The sequence below is a fragment of the Alcanivorax sp. genome (genome assembly GCF_040118815.1).
Taxonomy (GTDB): Bacteria; Pseudomonadota; Gammaproteobacteria; order Pseudomonadales; family Alcanivoracaceae; genus Alcanivorax.
Window position 1 is genome coordinate 168,436 of the sequence record NZ_JBEDTC010000015.1, and the last position, 17,444, is coordinate 185,879.

At 57.5% G+C, this 17,444-nt stretch carries 16 protein-coding genes; 5 read left to right on the top strand and 11 right to left on the bottom strand.

The genetic code is table 11. From position 1 onward, the window contains the following. Positions 1–82 precede the first annotated feature (82 nt). From ABNH18_RS09985 to ABNH18_RS10000, 4 genes are all read right to left on the bottom strand, one after another. Positions 83–934, bottom strand: a complete 852-nt coding sequence (locus tag ABNH18_RS09985) for a hypothetical protein (RefSeq protein WP_349382673.1) — start codon at positions 932–934, stop codon at positions 83–85. Positions 935–947: 13 nt separating this feature from the next. Then, the gene (locus ABNH18_RS09990; RefSeq protein ID WP_349382674.1) at positions 948–1,526 is read right to left on the bottom strand and encodes a hypothetical protein; all 579 of its coding nucleotides are present in this window, start codon (positions 1,524–1,526) and stop codon (positions 948–950) included. A gap of 378 nt (positions 1,527–1,904) precedes the next feature. After that, positions 1,905–2,465, bottom strand: coding sequence for a class GN sortase (locus tag ABNH18_RS09995; RefSeq protein ID WP_349382675.1), 561 nt, complete (start codon positions 2,463–2,465; stop codon positions 1,905–1,907). Further along, on the bottom strand, positions 2,452–4,422 hold the full coding sequence (locus ABNH18_RS10000) for a marine proteobacterial sortase target protein (protein WP_349382676.1): 1,971 nt from the start codon (positions 4,420–4,422) through the stop codon (positions 2,452–2,454). The genes ABNH18_RS09995 and ABNH18_RS10000 overlap by 14 nt, the downstream gene beginning before the upstream one ends. Positions 4,423–4,793: 371 nt before the next feature. Here ABNH18_RS10000 and ABNH18_RS10005 point away from each other — a divergent pair, with 371 nt between their 5' ends. Together ABNH18_RS10005 and ABNH18_RS10010 are read left to right on the top strand one after the other, a co-directional pair. Next, positions 4,794–5,186, top strand: coding sequence for a DUF4345 family protein (locus tag ABNH18_RS10005; RefSeq protein WP_349382677.1), 393 nt, complete (start codon positions 4,794–4,796; stop codon positions 5,184–5,186). Beyond that, on the top strand, positions 5,183–5,626 hold the full coding sequence (locus ABNH18_RS10010) for a hypothetical protein (protein ID WP_349382678.1): 444 nt from the start codon (positions 5,183–5,185) through the stop codon (positions 5,624–5,626). The genes ABNH18_RS10005 and ABNH18_RS10010 overlap by 4 nt, the downstream gene beginning before the upstream one ends. A gap of 47 nt (positions 5,627–5,673) precedes the next feature. On the opposite strand, the gene ABNH18_RS10015 is transcribed toward ABNH18_RS10010, so the two are convergent. Further along, positions 5,674–6,618 (bottom strand): LysR family transcriptional regulator, encoded by a 945-nt coding sequence (locus tag ABNH18_RS10015; protein WP_349382679.1) that lies wholly within the window; start codon positions 6,616–6,618, stop codon positions 5,674–5,676. 119 nt (positions 6,619–6,737) lie between these two features. Between ABNH18_RS10015 and ABNH18_RS10020 the strand changes: the two genes are divergently transcribed. Beyond that, the gene (locus ABNH18_RS10020) at positions 6,738–7,775 is read left to right on the top strand and encodes a zinc-binding alcohol dehydrogenase family protein (RefSeq protein WP_349382680.1); all 1,038 of its coding nucleotides are present in this window, start codon (positions 6,738–6,740) and stop codon (positions 7,773–7,775) included. Between the two features lie 98 nt (positions 7,776–7,873). Here the strand turns inward: ABNH18_RS10020 and ABNH18_RS10025 are convergent, their stop codons facing one another. Next, positions 7,874–8,539, bottom strand: a complete 666-nt coding sequence (locus ABNH18_RS10025; protein ID WP_349382681.1) for a GntR family transcriptional regulator — start codon at positions 8,537–8,539, stop codon at positions 7,874–7,876. Positions 8,540–8,701: 162 nt separating this feature from the next. Here ABNH18_RS10025 and ABNH18_RS10030 point away from each other — a divergent pair, with 162 nt between their 5' ends. Beyond that, entirely contained in the window at positions 8,702–9,850 is a 1,149-nt protein-coding gene (locus ABNH18_RS10030) for an alkane 1-monooxygenase (RefSeq protein ID WP_349382682.1), read from the top strand. Between the two features lie 337 nt (positions 9,851–10,187). Here the strand turns inward: ABNH18_RS10030 and ABNH18_RS10035 are convergent, their stop codons facing one another. From ABNH18_RS10035 to def, 5 genes are all read right to left on the bottom strand, one after another. Beyond that, positions 10,188–11,639: a TrkH family potassium uptake protein gene (locus ABNH18_RS10035; RefSeq protein ID WP_349382683.1), complete on the bottom strand. Its 1,452-nt coding sequence runs from the start codon at positions 11,637–11,639 to the stop codon at positions 10,188–10,190. Positions 11,640–11,754: 115 nt separating this feature from the next. Beyond that, positions 11,755–13,131, bottom strand: a complete 1,377-nt coding sequence (gene trkA, locus ABNH18_RS10040; RefSeq protein WP_063538233.1) for a Trk system potassium transporter TrkA — start codon at positions 13,129–13,131, stop codon at positions 11,755–11,757. Beyond that, a complete protein-coding gene (gene rsmB / locus ABNH18_RS10045) occupies positions 13,128–14,441 on the bottom strand; it encodes a 16S rRNA (cytosine(967)-C(5))-methyltransferase RsmB (RefSeq protein ID WP_349382684.1) in 1,314 nt (437 codons plus the stop codon). The genes trkA and rsmB overlap by 4 nt, the downstream gene beginning before the upstream one ends. Then, positions 14,428–15,420: a methionyl-tRNA formyltransferase gene (fmt, locus tag ABNH18_RS10050; RefSeq protein WP_349382685.1), complete on the bottom strand. Its 993-nt coding sequence runs from the start codon at positions 15,418–15,420 to the stop codon at positions 14,428–14,430. The genes rsmB and fmt overlap by 14 nt, the downstream gene beginning before the upstream one ends. A gap of 202 nt (positions 15,421–15,622) precedes the next feature. Continuing rightward, on the bottom strand, positions 15,623–16,129 hold the full coding sequence (def, locus tag ABNH18_RS10055) for a peptide deformylase (protein ID WP_349382686.1): 507 nt from the start codon (positions 16,127–16,129) through the stop codon (positions 15,623–15,625). A gap of 147 nt (positions 16,130–16,276) precedes the next feature. Between def and ABNH18_RS10060 the strand changes: the two genes are divergently transcribed. Continuing rightward, a complete protein-coding gene (locus ABNH18_RS10060; RefSeq protein WP_349382687.1) occupies positions 16,277–17,347 on the top strand; it encodes a LysM peptidoglycan-binding domain-containing protein in 1,071 nt (356 codons plus the stop codon). Positions 17,348–17,444: the final 97 nt, after the last annotated feature.

Consider the following 17,444-nt stretch of genomic DNA (forward strand, 5'->3'; position numbering starts at 1 on the left):
TCTTCAGCATCGATGCTGAATAATCATAAATATATTTTCGAAATAAAAGGGCAGCGCTAGCTGCCCTTACAGATCAAACCACTTAGCGGCGTAGTTTTCTCAGGAAAAGCAGGTTCAGTGTCAGCAGCAAACCAACTGGCAGGCTGCCACCATTTGAGCCAGGGTTCTCTAAGGCGCTGACCGCTTTGTCAATTTTATCTAGTTTGGCGCTGATCTTGTCCAGTGCGGATTTTTGGCTGGCATAGGCATCCATTTGAGCCACGCTGAGCAAGTCCACGTCTTCTAGTGCCGTTGCCAGGTTGGCCAGGCGTCGCAGTTTTCCGGGGTTTCCCACGCTAACGGTGTTGTTAGAGTTTTCGCTATCAAACCCCAGGGTCACGCCACCATTAGTGTCGCTACTGCCTTGGGTGAAACGCACCCCGTTACGAGTCAGAGACTCGGTTCGGGTGGCGCACCACTGGTCTTCCCAGGGCTCTCCTGCGGGGATGGTGCCGACGATAGTGACGTCCATGTTGTCTTTACTGGCTTCACCGGAAATGGGAATCGTGGTTCCGGTGTAATAGCAGGTGTAGTCAGTGGCAGTACCATCGCTAAGGCGGGTTGAGAGGGTTGACTGTGCTTGTTCAAAAGCGAAATAGTTGTCGCCGCCATTGGTGCTGTCATTGCCGGCCAGGGTCCAGCTATTGCCGAGTATGGCGGTAAGGGTGTAATCCGGTCCGTTCAGGTTTATTTCATGGGTTGGTGAGCCATTATCTTGCAGATGAATGCGCAGGTTGTTTTCCGCGAGTTTAAGAATGGAGGCTTCAAAGGTTTCTCCGTCGGTGCAGTCAGTCCCGATACAGCTGTTGCCTTGAACGATCAGGTGACCGTTGTAGACCTGATCCGCCATGGACAGCATCGGCAGTAATCCGATGAGGTAAAGGTATTTTTTCATGATTCAGTCCGCCTTATTGGTCTTCAGCCAGAGCGCTGAGTCGTGCGGAGAGATCATCAATACGGTTTTGCAAGCTCTGAACCTGCGCATCGATATCGGTGGTATCGATTGAGGCGATGTAGCTGTTGAACTGCCCCAGGGTCACGGCGTCGCTGTCATCAATGCCCTGCGCTACATGGGTGACCCGTCGACCGTTACCCGCGGAACCTACGGAAACGGCACCGGCGACCGGCGTTGCGCCCGCGCCAAGGGCCACATCACCATCAGGGCTAATCTGCAGAACATGGGTTTCGCTGGTGGCGTTCATGATGAAAAAGGAGGCGGGCAGTGCTGAGGCGCCACCTGAAACGCCTACGCGCCAGTCTGTGCTAGGGAAGGCGGCTGAAATGCTAGTGTCGACAAAGTGGATTTGCGGTGAGTCGCTTTGCAAGCGAATAGTGTCAAAGCCAAAATCCATGCCATCTGCGCAGGTGGTTCCTACGCATGCACTGCCCTGAATAATTAAGTTCTCGGGAATAACCGTGTCGGCATAGTTAAAACTGCTCGCGCTTAGTAGAGCTGCGGCTATCATGAACTGTTTGTGCTTTTCCATAAATATCACCCCCAATAGTAAAATTTTTTTATACAAAAATGCAGTATAGGGATTAGTTGTCGCCTTGGGTAAAAAATAATCACTTTATGGTGGGCGGGCGATGGGGACTACGTTTATGTGTGTGGCGGCTTTGGGTTTTGGGTCGATCGAAATTTTGGGCTAATCCCAGCCCCGGGGGGCAGATCTCCCTTTTCCAAAAGTGTGGAGTGAGAGAGAAAGGGAGCTGGCCGTTTGCCGAGAGTCTTCATGCACGATTTCGGTGCTTTGTTTCCAACCACAGCGAGGTTCTCTCTTTAGCAAAATGCGTCTGATGAAATAACAGGCGTACTCTCATCTGTTGATAGCACTATCGGTGGTCGGGCAGGGCACCGGTTGGTTTCATGCTTTGCTTTGTGCTGTTACCACGTAGCGCAGTGGTCCGCCGGGAGTCAGGGCGCCGAAGGGGTAGCAGGTGATCAGTATTAGCTGTTGGTTGTCCCGTGGAATGTGTAGTGGGTGCTGTTGGCTGTTGATGACCTGCTGCCTGCTGATCTGAAAATGCTGCTGTGAACCGTCAGTGAATTGCACGTTGAGGGTGTCGCCGGTGTTCAGGGTTTTGAGAAAGGCAAAGTGAGTATCTCGGTGGCCGGCAAGGGTGAGGGCCTGGTTGCTGCCGGTGCCGCCGGCCAGTCGGCCGGGCCCGAAGGCTAGCGCTTCGCCGCTGGTGCTTTCCAATACATATAGGATTGCGCCATCGGGCGTGGTGAGGCGTGCCACCGGCCAAGTGTCCGCCCAGGGCCAGGGCCGCTGGGGCGCGCCCTGTTCCAGGGTGGTTTGCCAGGCGTGGGCAATCAGGTGCTGGGCCAGCCAGGCCTTGCCGTCCAGCCAGCTGGCCCAGCCTGCCAGCCCCAGAAACCCCGCCAGACTGAGTGCCAGCAACCCTCGTTTAAGCCGTGTCATGGTTCAGCCTCCGCTGAGGCAGCCAAAGGAGCAGGCAGGCGATGAGCATCAAGCCGGCCAGCCGCCACAGCAGGGGCGCAGGGGTGGCGGTGCTTGGCCAGGCGGTGCTTTGTTGGCTGCCGTGGGGCGCCTGGTTGCGCACGGTGTCGTGCAGCAGCGGTTGATGGGCCGGTCGGGAGACGGTCTCTTCCACCGCGATAAAGCTGGTGTAGCGGCTGACCAGTTGATGGCGCAGGGCGACTTCGGTGACTAATGGCGCGATATCGGTTTCCGGGGCGCCCAGGGTGATGCGGTCCATCAGGTCGGCTATCTTGCGCCGGGCCCACAGGCTGGCTGTGCCCGGGTGGTTGCTACTGGGCAGGGTGACTGACTGTTGCCAGTGTTGGTCACGGTAGCCGCTAACGATTATTCGGTCGGTTGGGGCGGACAGCTTCATGGCCACCAGCAAGGGTTCGCCGGCATACAGGTCTGGCAGCTTTTGCGGCCAACGCCCGGCGACGATGCCGTCAGGGAGTTGCACCTGCAGGTTACGCATCAGCGGCGATTCCAGGCGGCGAAACAGGGTGTCCATGCCTTGTTGCACCTGGTTCTGGTCGTTGATGTAGGTAAAGCTGCCGCGCCCGAACTGGGCGGCGCGGGTCATGAAATGGCTGTTGGGGGCGGAGCCGATACCCACGGTAAACAGGCGGGCTTCACCGAGTTGCTGTTGCAGGGCGCGAAAGATGCCGTTCTCGTTACCCACGGCACCGTCGGTAATAAAGATCACCTGGCGCAGGTAGCCGTCGCTGACGGGCTGATTCAGGGTGTCGCTGAGAGCGGGTAGCATGTGAGTGCCGCCGCTGGCTTGCAGGCCATCCACGAAGGTTTGCGCTTGTTGGCGGCTGTCATCGCTGACCGTGACCGGCGTTTCAAACAGCAGGGTGTGCTGGCTATCGAAGTCGGTGATGTTGAAACGGTCGCCGGGTTTCAGGCGTTGCAGGGCCAGTTGCAGGCTGGCCTTGGCCTGGCGCATGGGGGCGCCGCCCATGGAGCCTGAGCTGTCGATGATGAACAGGGTTTCACGGGGCAAGGAGGTCATCTGGCCGGTTTCCGGCGGCACCACCATCAGCAGAGCGTAGTGCTTCCCGTCGATTTTTTCGTGAAAGCTGGCGACTAGCGGTTCGCCGGTGTCTTTGAGTTCCCAGTTGAGCAGCAGGTCCCGATCCATGGCTATGGCGCCGGCTTTTGGGGTGATGGTGTAGCGTTGCCCGTGCCGTTGGTAGTGAATGGCGTGGCTGGGGCTGCCCAGCGTGGCCAGGCGCGCGCCGGCGTCCAGGTCGATGTGAATGGATGCAGTGCCGGCATCGGCCGTGCCTCCGGGGGCGGTCACGGTATTGCGCAGTAGAGAATCCAGCGGATGGGATGTTTCTGTGTGTGGGGTAAAGCGTGGCGTCAGAGTGAGTGGTAGGCGCAGTTGGAAGCGGTGGCCATCTACGTTCAGGGTTTGTTGATAATGTAGCTCCACCTGCACGGTTTCGCCGGGCGCGATGTTGGCCACGGCGGTGGTGAACAGGTTGGGGCGTTGCTGGCTGACCAGGCTGGCTTTCTTGCCGCTGGCGCGGGCCTGGCGGTAGGTTTTTTCTGCCTCGGCTTTCCTGTCGATGCGTCCGATGATGCGCCTGTCTCCGATGGTCAGCACCATGCCGTCCACGGCGGCGTTTTCCGGCAACGGGAACAGGTAACGCCCTTCGCGAAACTGCTGGCTGGGATTGTGAAAACGCTGGGTCAGCGTGACCTGTGCCACCGGGCCGCTAACGGTAATGTGGGCGTCGGTATCGAGCAGGGTGGCGGGATGAATCTGGCCCTGATCATCGGTCAGCAGCAGGGCGCCGGTGGCGGTTTCGTCCTGCCAGTGTTGCCAGTCTGCCCGGGCGGTGAGCGTGAGTAGCAGTAGTGTAAAAAAAAGCGTCGGTTTCATGGGGTGCCTCCTTGTGATGGGGCCAGCATGGCAAGTGAACAAGGAGGCTTTGTGGGGATTGTGTGGGGATAAGCAACGACAAGCCTTAAGGAAAATAAGCGGCCATTTAATGATTGTATGTGCGCTTCAGGGTGGAATCCTTGCTGCTTACACCGCCGCGTTGTGACCAGCAAGCGCCTGAAAGCTGCAGGCAGACGTCGAATTTAAAAATGCCTCCCTGTGGTGGATAAAGTAATGGGGGAGCCTTCAATGCATCGGTCGTGTTTGGAATTCAACGTCGAAATTTGATTGTCTCGTTCGGGAACGTCGAGGCGTTCTGTCTTTTTTATGGGTATGATCCTGAACATATGAAGATGTCAGGCCCTTTGTTTATGTCGCTGTCTAAATCTTTGGTTGCTCTCACCGCACTGGTCTTTCTTTTGTACGGACTCGGGTTTGTACTGGCACCGGAGCTGTTGTCGCAGTTTGTGGTGGATGCGGTGCCGGCTGCCGGTTCGGCAATGACCGACATGCGTGCCACTTATGGGGGTATGTCCGTGGCGGTGGGGGTGATGCTGCTCCTGCTGGCGCGCTCCGATGTTCGTCTTGGCCTTGTGGCCGTGCTGTTGTTGATGGTGTGCATGGCTGCAGGCCGGGGCTATGGCTTGTATGTGGATGCGCAGGCAAACACCCTTATGTATGTGTATCTGTTGTTGGAAGCAGTGGCGGCCATGGCGGCTGTGTTGTTGCTTTCCATGGCCGCGTCAGGGGGCGGTGAATTATGACGCCACGTAATCTGTGCCGCGGGCACACGATGTTATTAGCGGTGGGGTTGCTGGTTTTAGCCGGTTGTACCAACGTGACCAAAGACCAGCTCAGAACGATCGTGGCGCCAACGGGTGGGCAGCTTGCCAGCAAGCATCTGGCCGAGATGGCGTCGGAGTTTTTTTCAGGATTGGGTTATCAGTGCCAAGCGGATGGTGATGAGAGATTCTTGCGGTGCCGCAAGGACCTTCGCGATCTTTACATCCACCAGACCCATGCCGTGGTGCAGCTATTCCCGGGTGATACGCAGGACGAGCATTTGCTGCTCACATCCCGCTGGGATCAGGGATGGATCCCCGGTGAATTGATTTCCAACCACTTTGTTAACCCGGATGTGGCTGAGTTCTGTGATTGGCTGGCAGCGCAAGGCACGGCGACTTGTCGCATTGAAACGGCCTGAGGCGTCTTCAACTCGGGCATTGAACGGCGACGCAATGATGACGCTTTCTATGGCGTTGTGTGCTGGGATAACGCCGGGATTTTTTGTTGGCGTTCCAGCTGCAAAATAATCGCCTGGCACTTTTCCTGTAACTGATCCCGTAATAAGCGCATTGCCGGGGTGATTAATTGCCGGCTGGGACAGATAAGCCAGAGCTCGGTAATGCGCGGTTGGAAGGCCGGCATGACATTGATTAGCCGGCCCGCTAGCAGGTCCTCTGCAGTATCCAGACAGGATTTCACCGCCAATCCCTTTCCTGCCACACACCAGCGTCGTACCAGGTCGCCATCGTTGGAAGCCCGGTCCCCGCGCATTCTCACCTTGAATTGCTGATCGCCCTGGCGGAAGGTCCAGACGTCGTAGGGAATGTCTTGTAGCTGATAGAAGAGCCCATTATGGGCGGCCAGTTCGTGGGGGTGCTCGGGCACGGGATGCTGTTCCAGGTAGGCGGGTGAGGCGCATAGGACACCGGGGACATCACAGATCTTGAAGCCATACAGGCTGGCATCGTTTGGGGAACCGTAGCGCAACGCCATATCCACCGAGTCGCGGTAGAAGTCCATGTTGCTGTCACTGATGTTGACCCGCAGGCTGAGCTTGGGATGCGCGTCGAGGATTTGGTCGAGCCAGGGGATCACCTGGTTACGGCCCAGATCTGAGGACACCGCCAGGCGCAGTTCGCCGTCCACAGCGCCCTGGTCACTGAGTAGCGACTGCCGTGCCTGTTCCAGCACCTGAATGGCTTGTTCGCAATGCGGCAAGTATTTCTCACCGGCACGAGACAGCCTGAGTTGCCGAGTCGTTCTGACGAACAGTTCCGTGCCCAGGGTCTGTTCTACCCGTTTCACCGCGGCACTGGCCGTGGCGGTGCGCATGTCCAAGCTGGCCGCCGCGGCCGTAATGCTGCGGAACTCAGCGACTTTTAGGATGACCTGTAGATCGTCGATATTCATATTGTCAAAAATAAATTGATAATGTTTCTTTTATTGACCTGTTTTTAGCAGTGTAAACCTTCGCCACACTGGGCTCCATTGATTCATCACACTGATGTAGCCCGCCAGGAGGCGATAACATGAAAGCCATTGGATACGAGCAAGCTCTTCCCGTTTCAAATACTGATTCATTGCAGGACATCGAGCTGCCGCAGCCGACGGCCAGTGGGCGGGATTTGTTGGTAAAAGTGGCGGCGATCGCTGTTAACCCGGTGGATTACAAGATTCGCCAGAATGTCTCGGCGGAGCCGGGCGGCCACAAGGTGATCGGCTGGGATGCGGTGGGTGAAGTGGTGGCGGTGGGTGAGCAGGTCAGCGGTTTCCAGCCCGGCGAGATGGTGTACTACGCGGGCGACTTGAATCGTTCCGGCAGTAATGCCGAGTACCAGCTAGTGGATGAACGGCTTGTCGGTCATAAGCCGAAAAGCCTTACCAATGCAGAAGCGGCGGCACTGCCTCTGACCACGATTACCGCCTGGGAGCTGCTGCTTGAACACCTGCAGTTGGCAACGGCAGATGGCAAAGGGGGTTCGCAAGACGTGTTGTTGGTGGTGGGTGCCGCTGGCGGTGTGGGCTCTATTCTGATCCAGTTAGCTAAGGCGCTGACCGGGGCTACGGTGATAGCGACCGCTTCCCGTGAAGCATCGCGGAACTGGGTGACAGAGTTAGGGGCGGACTTCGTTATCGATCACAGCCAGCCACTCAAGCCACAGATTGATCTGTTGATTGCGAGCGGAAAGACCGGGCCTGTAACCCATGTGGCAAGCCTGAATGCCACGGAGCGTTACTTTGAGGCCTATGTGGAGCTGCTGGTGCCGTTTGGTCGCATTGCGCTGATTGATGATCCGGGGTCGTTGGATGTGTCGGTGATCAAACCGAAGAGCCTGTCGCTACATTATGAATTTATGTTTGCGCGCTCCATGTTCCAGGCGGCCGATATGGATCAGCAGCATGTGTTGTTGGAGCGGGTGGCGGAACTGGTGGATCAGGGGCGTATTCGGACCACGGCCGGTAAGCACCTTGGGGTGATCAACGCCGCTAACCTGAAGCAGGCTCATGCGGAGCTGGAGTCGGGCCAAGCTGTGGGCAAGATCGTTCTGGAAGGTTTTAGCGCTTGACGCTGCAGCTCTGACGGGTAGCCATGAAGCAAGGCCGGGCATGAAACAGCATGTCCGGCTTGTCATATTGATCTTTCATTTCTCTGCTAAACGCTGTCCTACGCCGCACGGCGTTTGGCGATGGCGCGTAGCACGATCTGGCACTGGTTTTCGCCGTATTCGTGGATATCCGCTTCTGCGTCGGCCACGTTGCGGCCAACCACGTTCACCAGCAAGCGCTGGAAGATCTGCAGGGACACGTCGAATTCCGAGGTGTCTTCCTGCAGGGCGATAAACGAATAGCGCTTAAGCAGCGGGATCAGGTCCTGAATATCGGTGGCCAGGTAGCGATTGTGGGCGAAGCGCACAGTGGCGACTTCCACAAAGCGAAAGGCCAGCTGATGCGCGGAGCGCATATCGTCATTTTTAAAGTGCTGCTCCAGTTGGGGCAACATCTCCACCAGATCTTCGATTTCACCGGGCTGCCAGCGGGCTGCTGCCAGCCCGGCCAGCCGTGACAGCAGCATAAACAGGAATTCGTACAGGTCGCGTACCTGCTCGTCGGTAACCTCGCAAACGCGGGCGCCCTTGCGCGGCTGCAACTCGATCATGTGCTGCTTTTCCAGCAGCCTGAAAGCCTCTCGGAGTGAGTTAGTGCTTACATCAAGCTGTTTGGCCAATTCATTTTCCGGCAGGCGGCTGCCGGGGGCGAGCTCACCGGTAATGATCTGTTCGCCCAGGTGTCGGGCGATTTGCTCGCTGAGGCTGACCGCTTGTAGCGACATACTGGCGTCCTTGGTAAGGCGAGTGTGGCGTGCGGGCTATTATCCGCAATTTGGGCAGATATGTCATTAATTGAGTTGTTTGACAATTCAGGAGATCACGGATAATGTGACCTTCACATTGATGACTGTTACTGTTTGGCTTGAACTAGCGAGGTGTAAGCCATGTTCGAGAATATGAATGCCGATGTAATGCTAAAAATGAAAAAATACGGCTACCTGAGTTTCTGGGCCATTATGGTTCCGCTGGTGCCTTTTTCTGCTTATGTGGGGGTGGAAAGCGGGACCCAGGATTATTGGGCCTGGTTCTTGTACGCCTTTATCTTCGGGCTGCTGCCGATACTGGATTTTCTGGTGGGTAAAGATCCCACTAACCCCAATGAAGAGATTCAGGTTCCCACCATGAGTGAGGAAATCTTCTATCGGGTATCTGCCATTGCCATGGGTTGCGTCTGGATTGGTGGGCTGTTTTACGCAGGCCATGTCTTTATGACCAACGATTATGGGCTGCTGGGCAAGATTGGCTGGATAGTTTCTGTTGGTACGGTGGGCGGTATCATTGCCATTAACCTGGGGCACGAGTTGATCCACAAAGACCCCAAGGTGGAAAACTGGATGGGCGGCTTGTTGCTGTCAACAGTGACCTATGCGGGGTTCAAGGTAGAGCACGTGCGCGGTCACCACGTTCATGTGTCCACGCCGGATGATGCTTCTTCCAGCCGTTATAATCAGTCCCTGTATAATTTCCTGGGAAAGGCGTTTGTACACAACTTTATCAATGCCTGGAGCCTGGAGAAAAAATACCTGGAGCGTAAGGGCAAGAAAAATATCAGCGTCTATAATGAGCTGATCTGGTGGTACAGCATTTCCGCGCTGTTTGCGGTGACCTTTGGTCTGCTGTGGGGTTGGCAGGGTGTGGTGTTCTTCCTGGGGCAGAGTTTCTTTGCCGCGCTGGCTCTTGAAATCATCAACTACATTGAGCACTACGGTCTGCACCGTCGTGTGAATGACAAAGGGCGCTTTGAGCGGGTTACTCCGGCACACAGCTGGAATTCCAACTACCTGCTGACCAATCTGGCTCTGTTCCAGCTGCAGCGTCACAGTGATCACCATGCGTACGCCAAGCGTCGTTATCAGGTGCTGCGTCACTATGAGGAAAGCCCGCAGTTGCCGGCCGGTTATGCTGCCATGTATGTGTTGGCGCTGTTCCCGCCGCTGTGGAAAAAAGTCATGAACCCGCGGGTGGAAGCCTATTACGAAGGCGAGCTGGACCAGCTGTTCCGTGACAGTAAGCGAGTCAACAATATCGCTTGAAGGCTATCAGCAATGGATAGTTGAAAATTGATTTTTTAAAAAGCCCCGGCATTGCCGGGGCTTTTTTATGGTTCACTGTGGAATTTAAGGAATGGTGAAGATTGGATGTCTTGCCAGACGAATTCACTGAGGAGAGGGCCTGACGCCTGATAGCCGGTGCCAGAGGAAATAACCGAAAGCCCTTTGATTTGTGGGCAATGTGGAAGCTTTCCCCTGTTTTTTAATCGCCAGAAAGAGGTTGCCAGGCAAGCGTCCGACTTTATCCCAGGAAGAAGTCTGCCTGCTGGAAAGCCCCTCGCTTCGCGAGGTTCACACTTCCTCGCGTTACTCCCTTACTTCACTGTTTCCAGAACATTGGCGTGAACAGTACCAACAAGGTAAAGATTTCCAGCCGGCCGGCGACCATCAGGACGGTCATCATCCACTTGGCGCTGTCGGTGATGTTGGCGAAGCCACCGCCCACCTGGCCGATGCCTACGCCCAGGTTGTTGAGGCTGGCGGCCACGGCGCTGACGGCGGTGGCCAGGTCCATGCCGGTCATGGTGAACAGCAGGGTGAAGATCACAGAGATGGTGATGTAGACCCCTACGAACCCCCAGACTGCCTGCAGCACTCGGTCGGGAATGGACTGCAGCCCGAAGCGTAGGGCGAACATGCCGTTGGGGTAAATCAGGCGGCGCAGTTCGCGGATGCTGTGATGGAATACCAATGCTGCACGTACGGCTTTCATGCCGCCGCCAGTAGAGCCGGCGCAACCGCCAATAAAGCTGGTGAATACCAGCAGATAGGGGATGAAACCGGGGAAGGCGGCAGCGTTGGTGCTGGTCAGCCCGGTGCCGGTGCTGAACGACGCGACCTGGAAAGCAGAATGGCGCAGTGCGTCATCGACTTCAAAATCATAATGAAAGAACAGTAGGCCGGCGGTGATGATGGCGGTGTAAATCAGAAACAGGCTGATGAAGAAGCGAAATTCCGGATCACGCAGGTAGGCAAGCAATGAGCGGCCCCGCCATACGGCAAAGTGCAGGGCAAAGTTGAGCCCGCCAATGAGAATAAACAGTGTGGCGGTCCAGTCGATGAGGGCGTTGTCCCAGTAGGCCATTGAGGCGTCGTGAGTGGAAAAGCCGCCAGTGGCCACGGTGCTGAAACTGTGACAGATGGCGTCGAATAGTGTCATGCCAAAAGCCCAATAAAGCAGTGCGCAGGCAATGGTGATGAACAGGTAGATAAACCACAGTGCCTTGGCGGTTTCCGCAATGCGTGGAGTGAGCTTGGTGTCTTTCATTGGGCCGGGAATTTCGGCCTTGTAGAGTTGCATGCCGCCAATGCCGAGCATGGGCAGAATGGCCACGGCCAGTACTACTACGCCCATGCCGCCCAGCCACTGTAATTGCTGGCGATAAAAGAGCACGGACTTGGGGAGGAAGTCGATACCGGACAAAATGGTGGCGCCGGTGGTGGTGAGTCCGGAGACGGATTCAAATACTGCGTCGGTGAAGCCGACGGGGACGTCGTCACTGATGATTAGTGGCAGAGCGCCGATGACGCCAAGTACCGACCAGAAAAGCGTGACTACCAGAAAGCCGTCTCGCGTTTGTAGTTCTGCCTTGTTCCGGAAGAACGGTAGCCACAGGCTTAGTCCCAGCGCCAAAGTAATGACAAAAGAAATCAGAAAAGGCGCTTCGCTCCCTTCCTGATACGAGTATGAAACGGCCACTGGCGGAATCATGGTAAAGCTGAATACCACCAGCAGCAGGCCGAGAATTTTTGAGATTAACGCGAAGTGCATGGCGCCTCCTCGTTAGAGTAGACGCCGGACGCCGGGCGCTGGACGCCTGACGTTGAAAAGGCGCGGTTTGTTTGTTCCGTCGAGCGCCGGGCGTTCGGCATCTGGTGTCTCATCATCAGAAGAACGTAAACCCGACCTGGAACAACTTTTCCACGTCTCGGGTGCGGCGTTTGTCGATCAGGAACAGAATTACGTGATCGTCCGGTTCAATCACCACGTGGTCGTGGGCAATCAGTACTTTCTCGCCGCGCACCACGGCGCCGATGGTGGTGCCTTCCGGCAGATCGATTTCATCGATGGCACGGCCCACTACTTTGGACGACTTGGCATCGCCGTGGGCGATAGCCTCGATGGCTTCCGCCGCTCCCCGGCGCAATGAATAGACGTTGACCACATCGCCCCGGCGCACATGGCTGAGCAGGCTGCCGATGGTAGATTGCTGGGGAGAGATGGCGATGTCGATGTCGTGGCCTTGTACCAGGTCCACGTAGGCCGGGTTGGAAATCAGCGTCATGACTTTGCGGGCGCCCAGCCGTTTGGCCAACAGCGAGGCCATGATGTTGGCTTCGTCGTCGTTGGTGAGCGCGCAGAATACATCGGTGTTTTCGATGTTGGCCTTGAGCAGTTCGTCACGGTCGGTAGCCAGCCCTTGCAGGACTACTGTCTGGTGCAGTTTCTCGCCCAGCCATTCCGCACGTTTTGGCATGCGCTCGAGGACTTTGACGTTGTAACGATGCTGAATGGTTTTGGCCAGCCGGTAACCAATGTTACCGCCGCCGGCGATCACGATGCGTTTGTAGTTATGCTCTAACCGACGTAGCTCACTCATTACCGCACGGATATCGTTTTTAGCGGCGATGAAGAAGACTTCATCGTCGGCTTCGATAACGGTATTGCCTTCCGGGATGATGGGCCGGCCACGGCGGAAAATAGCGGCGACTCGGGTATCCACGTTGGGCATGTGCTTGCGCAGTTCGCGCAGCTCGTTCCCTACCAGCGGGCCGCCGTAGTAGGCGCGCACCGCTACCAGTTGCACTCGGCCGCCGGCGAAATTAACGACCTGCAGGGCGCCGGGATGTTCGATCAGGCGCTTGATGTAGTCGGTCACCACTTGTTCGGGGCTGATGATCACATCAATGGGCAGCGCGTTTTCGTTGAACAGTTTTTCCGAGCGGCTGGTGTAGTGGGCGGTGCGAATGCGGGCAATCTTGGAGGGGGTGCGGAACAGGGAGTAGGCCACCTGACAGGCGATCATGTTGACCTCGTCAGAGTTGGTCACTGCGATTAGCATGTCCGCATCTTCGGCGCCGGCTTCCTTGAGCACGGCCGGGTAGCAGCCCATACCGCGCACGGTGCCGATATCCAGGCGGTCACCCAGCTCGCGCAGGCGTTCATCATCGGTGTCGATGACCGTGATGTCGTTGCGTTCATTGGCCAGGTTTTCGGCCAGAGTGCCGCCCACCTGGCCAGCACCGAGAATAATAATTTTCATGAACTGAGTCGGGCCCCCGATTCTTTACGCAGGCAAGCTAGGTAGAAACCGTCCGGGCCGTGTTGTTCCGGGAACAGCTGCCACCCTGCGTCCACCATTGTGGCCCCTTCCGGCCGTGGCGTCACATCCCGGGCCTGTGGCTGGCGCTGCAGGAAGTCACGGACCTGATGGTCGTTCTCGTCGCGCAGTACCGAACAGGTGGCATACACCAGCATGCCGCCGGGTTTGAGCAGCGGCCATAGTGCATCCAGCATGCGCGCTTGTAAATCAACCAGTGGGGCGATGTCAGAGCCCTTGCGGTGCCATTTCACGTCCGGCTGGCGGCGCAGAATGCCGGTGGCGGAGCAGGGTGCGTCCAGCAGGATGGCATCGAAGGGGGTGCCGTCCCACCAAGATTGCGGATCGCTGGCGTCGCCTTGTAGCAGGGTGACATCGGTGCCCAGCCGCGCCAGGTTCTCGCGGATGCGCATCAGCCGTTTGCCTTCCAGCTCCAGGGCGGTGAGGTCTGCCTCGGGGAATTTTTCACGCAGTTGGCCAGTTTTGCCACCGGGTGCGGCGCAGGCATCGAGAATACGGCCGTTGGGCGGGGCCTGCAGTAATTCGGCGGGTAGCTGGGCGGCTTCGTCCTGCACCGACAGGGCGCCTTGGTCAAAGCCGGGTAGCTGGAGCACGGGCCGGGCCGGCTGTAGATAAATGCTGTAAGGGGTCACGCTGCCGGCACGCGCGCCTTCGCCCAGGGCGGAGAGGGCGTCGGCCCGTTGTTGCTGCTGGCGGTTCACTCGCAGGGTGAACGGGGGTGCGTACAGGTTGGCGCGAGCCATGGCGTCGGCGTTGGCGGGCCAGTCGTGCTGCCAGCGTTTGAACAGCCAGTCGGGCAGGCTCAGCTGGATATTCGCGGGCGCTTCGGCCAAGGCTTGTTCAACGGTGATCTGGCTGGCTTTGCGCAACACCGCATTGCTAAGGCCGGCGGCCCAGGGGGCTTTGAGTTTGCGGCACAGCTGAGGGTAGGCGTTAACGATGGCGTGGGCCGGGCGTTCGCTGAACCATAGCTCGTAGAGGCCAGCCAGCAGGGCCAGCCGCACCGGTTGGGCGCTGGGTTTGAGGGGTTTGGAAAGCTGCTGGTTAAGCCAGTGGTTGAGGGGGCGAAGGTGGCGGCAGACGCCGAAGCAGATATCGCGCATCTGGCCGCCGTCGCTCCCTTGTAGGGGAAAGTCGCGCAGCACTTCGCGCAGGCTTTCGCCGTCGCCCTTGCCGGGTAGTACCCGGTTCAGGGCGCGCACGGCGCTGAGGCGCGGGTCAGGCGTGGTCACGTTGATCACCCTGTTCATCTGTAATGGCATCGCCCAGCGGTTCGCCTGGCTGGAATCGATCCGGGTTGCCGCGTAGCAGATCGGACGCTGCCATGCGCCGTTTGCCGGGCAATTGCAGCTCCTCCAGGATCAGGGTGCCATCGCCGGTGGCCACATGGATGCCGGCGTCGTCCACGCGCAAAATATGCCCCGGTTCATCGTTTTCCTGCCCTGGCTCGGGGCTTTCGCTGGCCTGCCAGATGCGCATGGGCTGGCCGTTCAGTGGTACCCAGCTCACCGGGAAAGGGTTGAAGGCACGAATGCGGTTGTAGAGGGCGCGGGTGGGCAGGCGAAAATCCAGCCGTGCCTCGGCCTTGCTCAGTTTGTGGGCATAGGTAACGCCTTCGTCGGGCTGTGGCGTGGCGTTTTCCAGGTAGTGTTCCAGGTCCTGCAATACAGTAACCAGAAGGCGAGCGCCCTGGGCGGCTAGCCGGTCGTGCAATTCACCGCCGGTTTCACTCTCGCCGATGGGCAGGACTTCGCTAAGTAGCATGGGGCCGGTATCGAGCCCGGCTTCCATCTGCATGATGGTGTTGCCGGTGTCTGTGTCGCCAGTGGTGATGGCCCGTTGAATGGGCGCGGCGCCGCGCCAGCGGGGCAATAGTGAGCCGTGCACGTTCAGGCAGCCAAGGTGGGGGATGTCCAGCACGGCCTGGGGAATGATCAGGCCGTAGGCCACCACCACAAGGGCATCCAGGTTCAGGTCGCGTAATTGCTGGCGAATGTCTTCACCCTTCAGGTTTTCCGGCTGCAGCACGGGAATGTCATGCTGCGCGGCCAGCTGCTTCACCGGGCTTTGCTGTACTTTTTTACCGCGCCCGGCAGCGCGATCGGGCTGGGTGAGGACAGCCACAACCTGATGATCGCTATCCAGCACGGCCTGCAAGCTGGCGGCGGCGAAATCGGGGGTGCCGGCGAAGGCGAGACGTAAGGGTTTCAAAAAAAGGCCTCTGGGTCGGTAAATGGTGGGGCAGAGAGGCGAGTTGAAAGTGAAAAGTTGAAAGTTCAAACGCGAACCCTCGAGAAAGCCACACGTCTAACGCCACGGCCGCGCCGCAGGGCTGGAATCGCGGGCATGGCGATTCGCTATTCTGAAAGCCGTTTCGCGCTTTTCAACTTTGAACTTTCAACTTGCCTCTCTCTTAAGCTTGCTGGCGATGGATCTTTTCCAGCTTCTTCTTGATGCGGTCACGCTTGAGCCGGGAGACGTAGTCCACGAACAGTTTGCCGTCCAGGTGATCGATCTCGTGCTGGATGCAGGTGGCGAGCAGTTCGTCCGCTTCCATTTCGAAAGCGTTGCCGTCCCGGTCCAGGGCATTAATTCGTACCCGGGCCGCGCGTTTCACCTTTTCGTAGAAGCCGGGCACCGACAGGCAGCCTTCTTCATAGGGCGCCAGCTCATCGGTGAGCGGGGTGATCTGCGGGTTGATGAACACCATGGGCTCATTGTGCTCTTCGGACAAATCCATCACTAACAGACGCTTATGCACGTTTACCTGGCTGGCGGCCAAGCCAATGCCGGGGGCGGCGTACATGGTTTCGAACATGTCGTCGATCAGTTTGCGAAGCTCGTCATCTACCTTTTCCACCGGCTTTGCTACTGTGCGTAGTCGGGGATCCGGGAATTCCAGTATTTCCAGTTTAGCCATGTACCTTCTCAGAAGTTGCGGTAGTACTCGAATTTCGGTTGCTAAATATATGATCGCATTGCTAATATCCAAAAGGAACCGCGTCTACAATAAAGGATCGCGGTCGCTCTCGGGGATGAGTCCAATAATGATAAAAGGAATCCGATGATGATGAAATCGGTCCAGCGCGCCTTGACCTTTGGCCTGGTGCTGGCGGTGTCCGGTATGGCCTCCGCAGCGGTGGTGCTCAAAGATGGGCACCCCAGCAAGTATTTCGTGAAAAACGGCGATACCCTTTGGGATATCAGCGGCCGTTTTCTGCAAGAACCGTGGCAATGGCCAGAAATCTGGCAGATTAATGAGGAAATCAGTAACCCTCACTTGATCTATCCCGGTGACGAAATCCGCCTTTCCTACGTTGACGGTGAGCCGCGCCTGTCGGTGAAACGGGGCGTGGAAGAGACCGTGATGTCCAATGGTACAGTGAAACTCACCCCGCGGGTGCGTGAAATTGCCAATGACGAAGCCATTCCTGCCATTCCTGCCAGTGCGATTCAGTCCTACCTGAAGGAAGGGCTGGTGGTGGATCGTCAGGAAATTGTCGAAGCTCCCTACGTGGTGGGTGGCCGCGATCGCCGTGTGATCTTTGGTGAAGGTGATACCGTTTACGCTCGCGATACCGCGACGAAATGGGAAGACCTGGATCAAGGGTACGGATTTTACCGCACCGGTGAGCAGTATGTGGACCCGGATACCAATGAAGTGCTGGGCTACGAAGCTCGCCAGATCGGCCTGGGCCGGGTAGCCAGCCACGATGACGACATGATTACCCTGCGGGTCACCGACTCCAGTGAAGACCTTCGCATCGATGATCGCCTGTTCTCCACGGAAGATCGCCGCGTGCGTGCAGTGTTGTACCCGTCTGCACCGGATACCAAGATTGAGGCGAAAGTGATTCGCTTCTTTGATCGCCTCAACAGCGTCGCGCGCAATGACGTGGTGGTGATCAACAAGGGTCTGCGTGATGGCCTGAAAGAAGGCAACGTGCTGGATATCTACGGCCAGGGTGAAACGGTCCGTGATCGCCAGCAGGGCGACATGGTCCAGCTGCCCCGCGAGAAAACCGGTTCTATGGTGATCTTCCGGGTGTTCGACAAGGTCAGCTATGGTTTGATCATGGAGTCCACACGCCCTATTTATATGCACGACATTGCTGAAAGCCCGGCGGGCAGTTACTGATAGGTAGTACGCTGCACGCTTGATGCCGAAAGCCTGACGCTCTGCGAGAACGCCCTTTCCATCCTTGGAAAGGGCGTTCTCGCAGACGTGGCCGTCA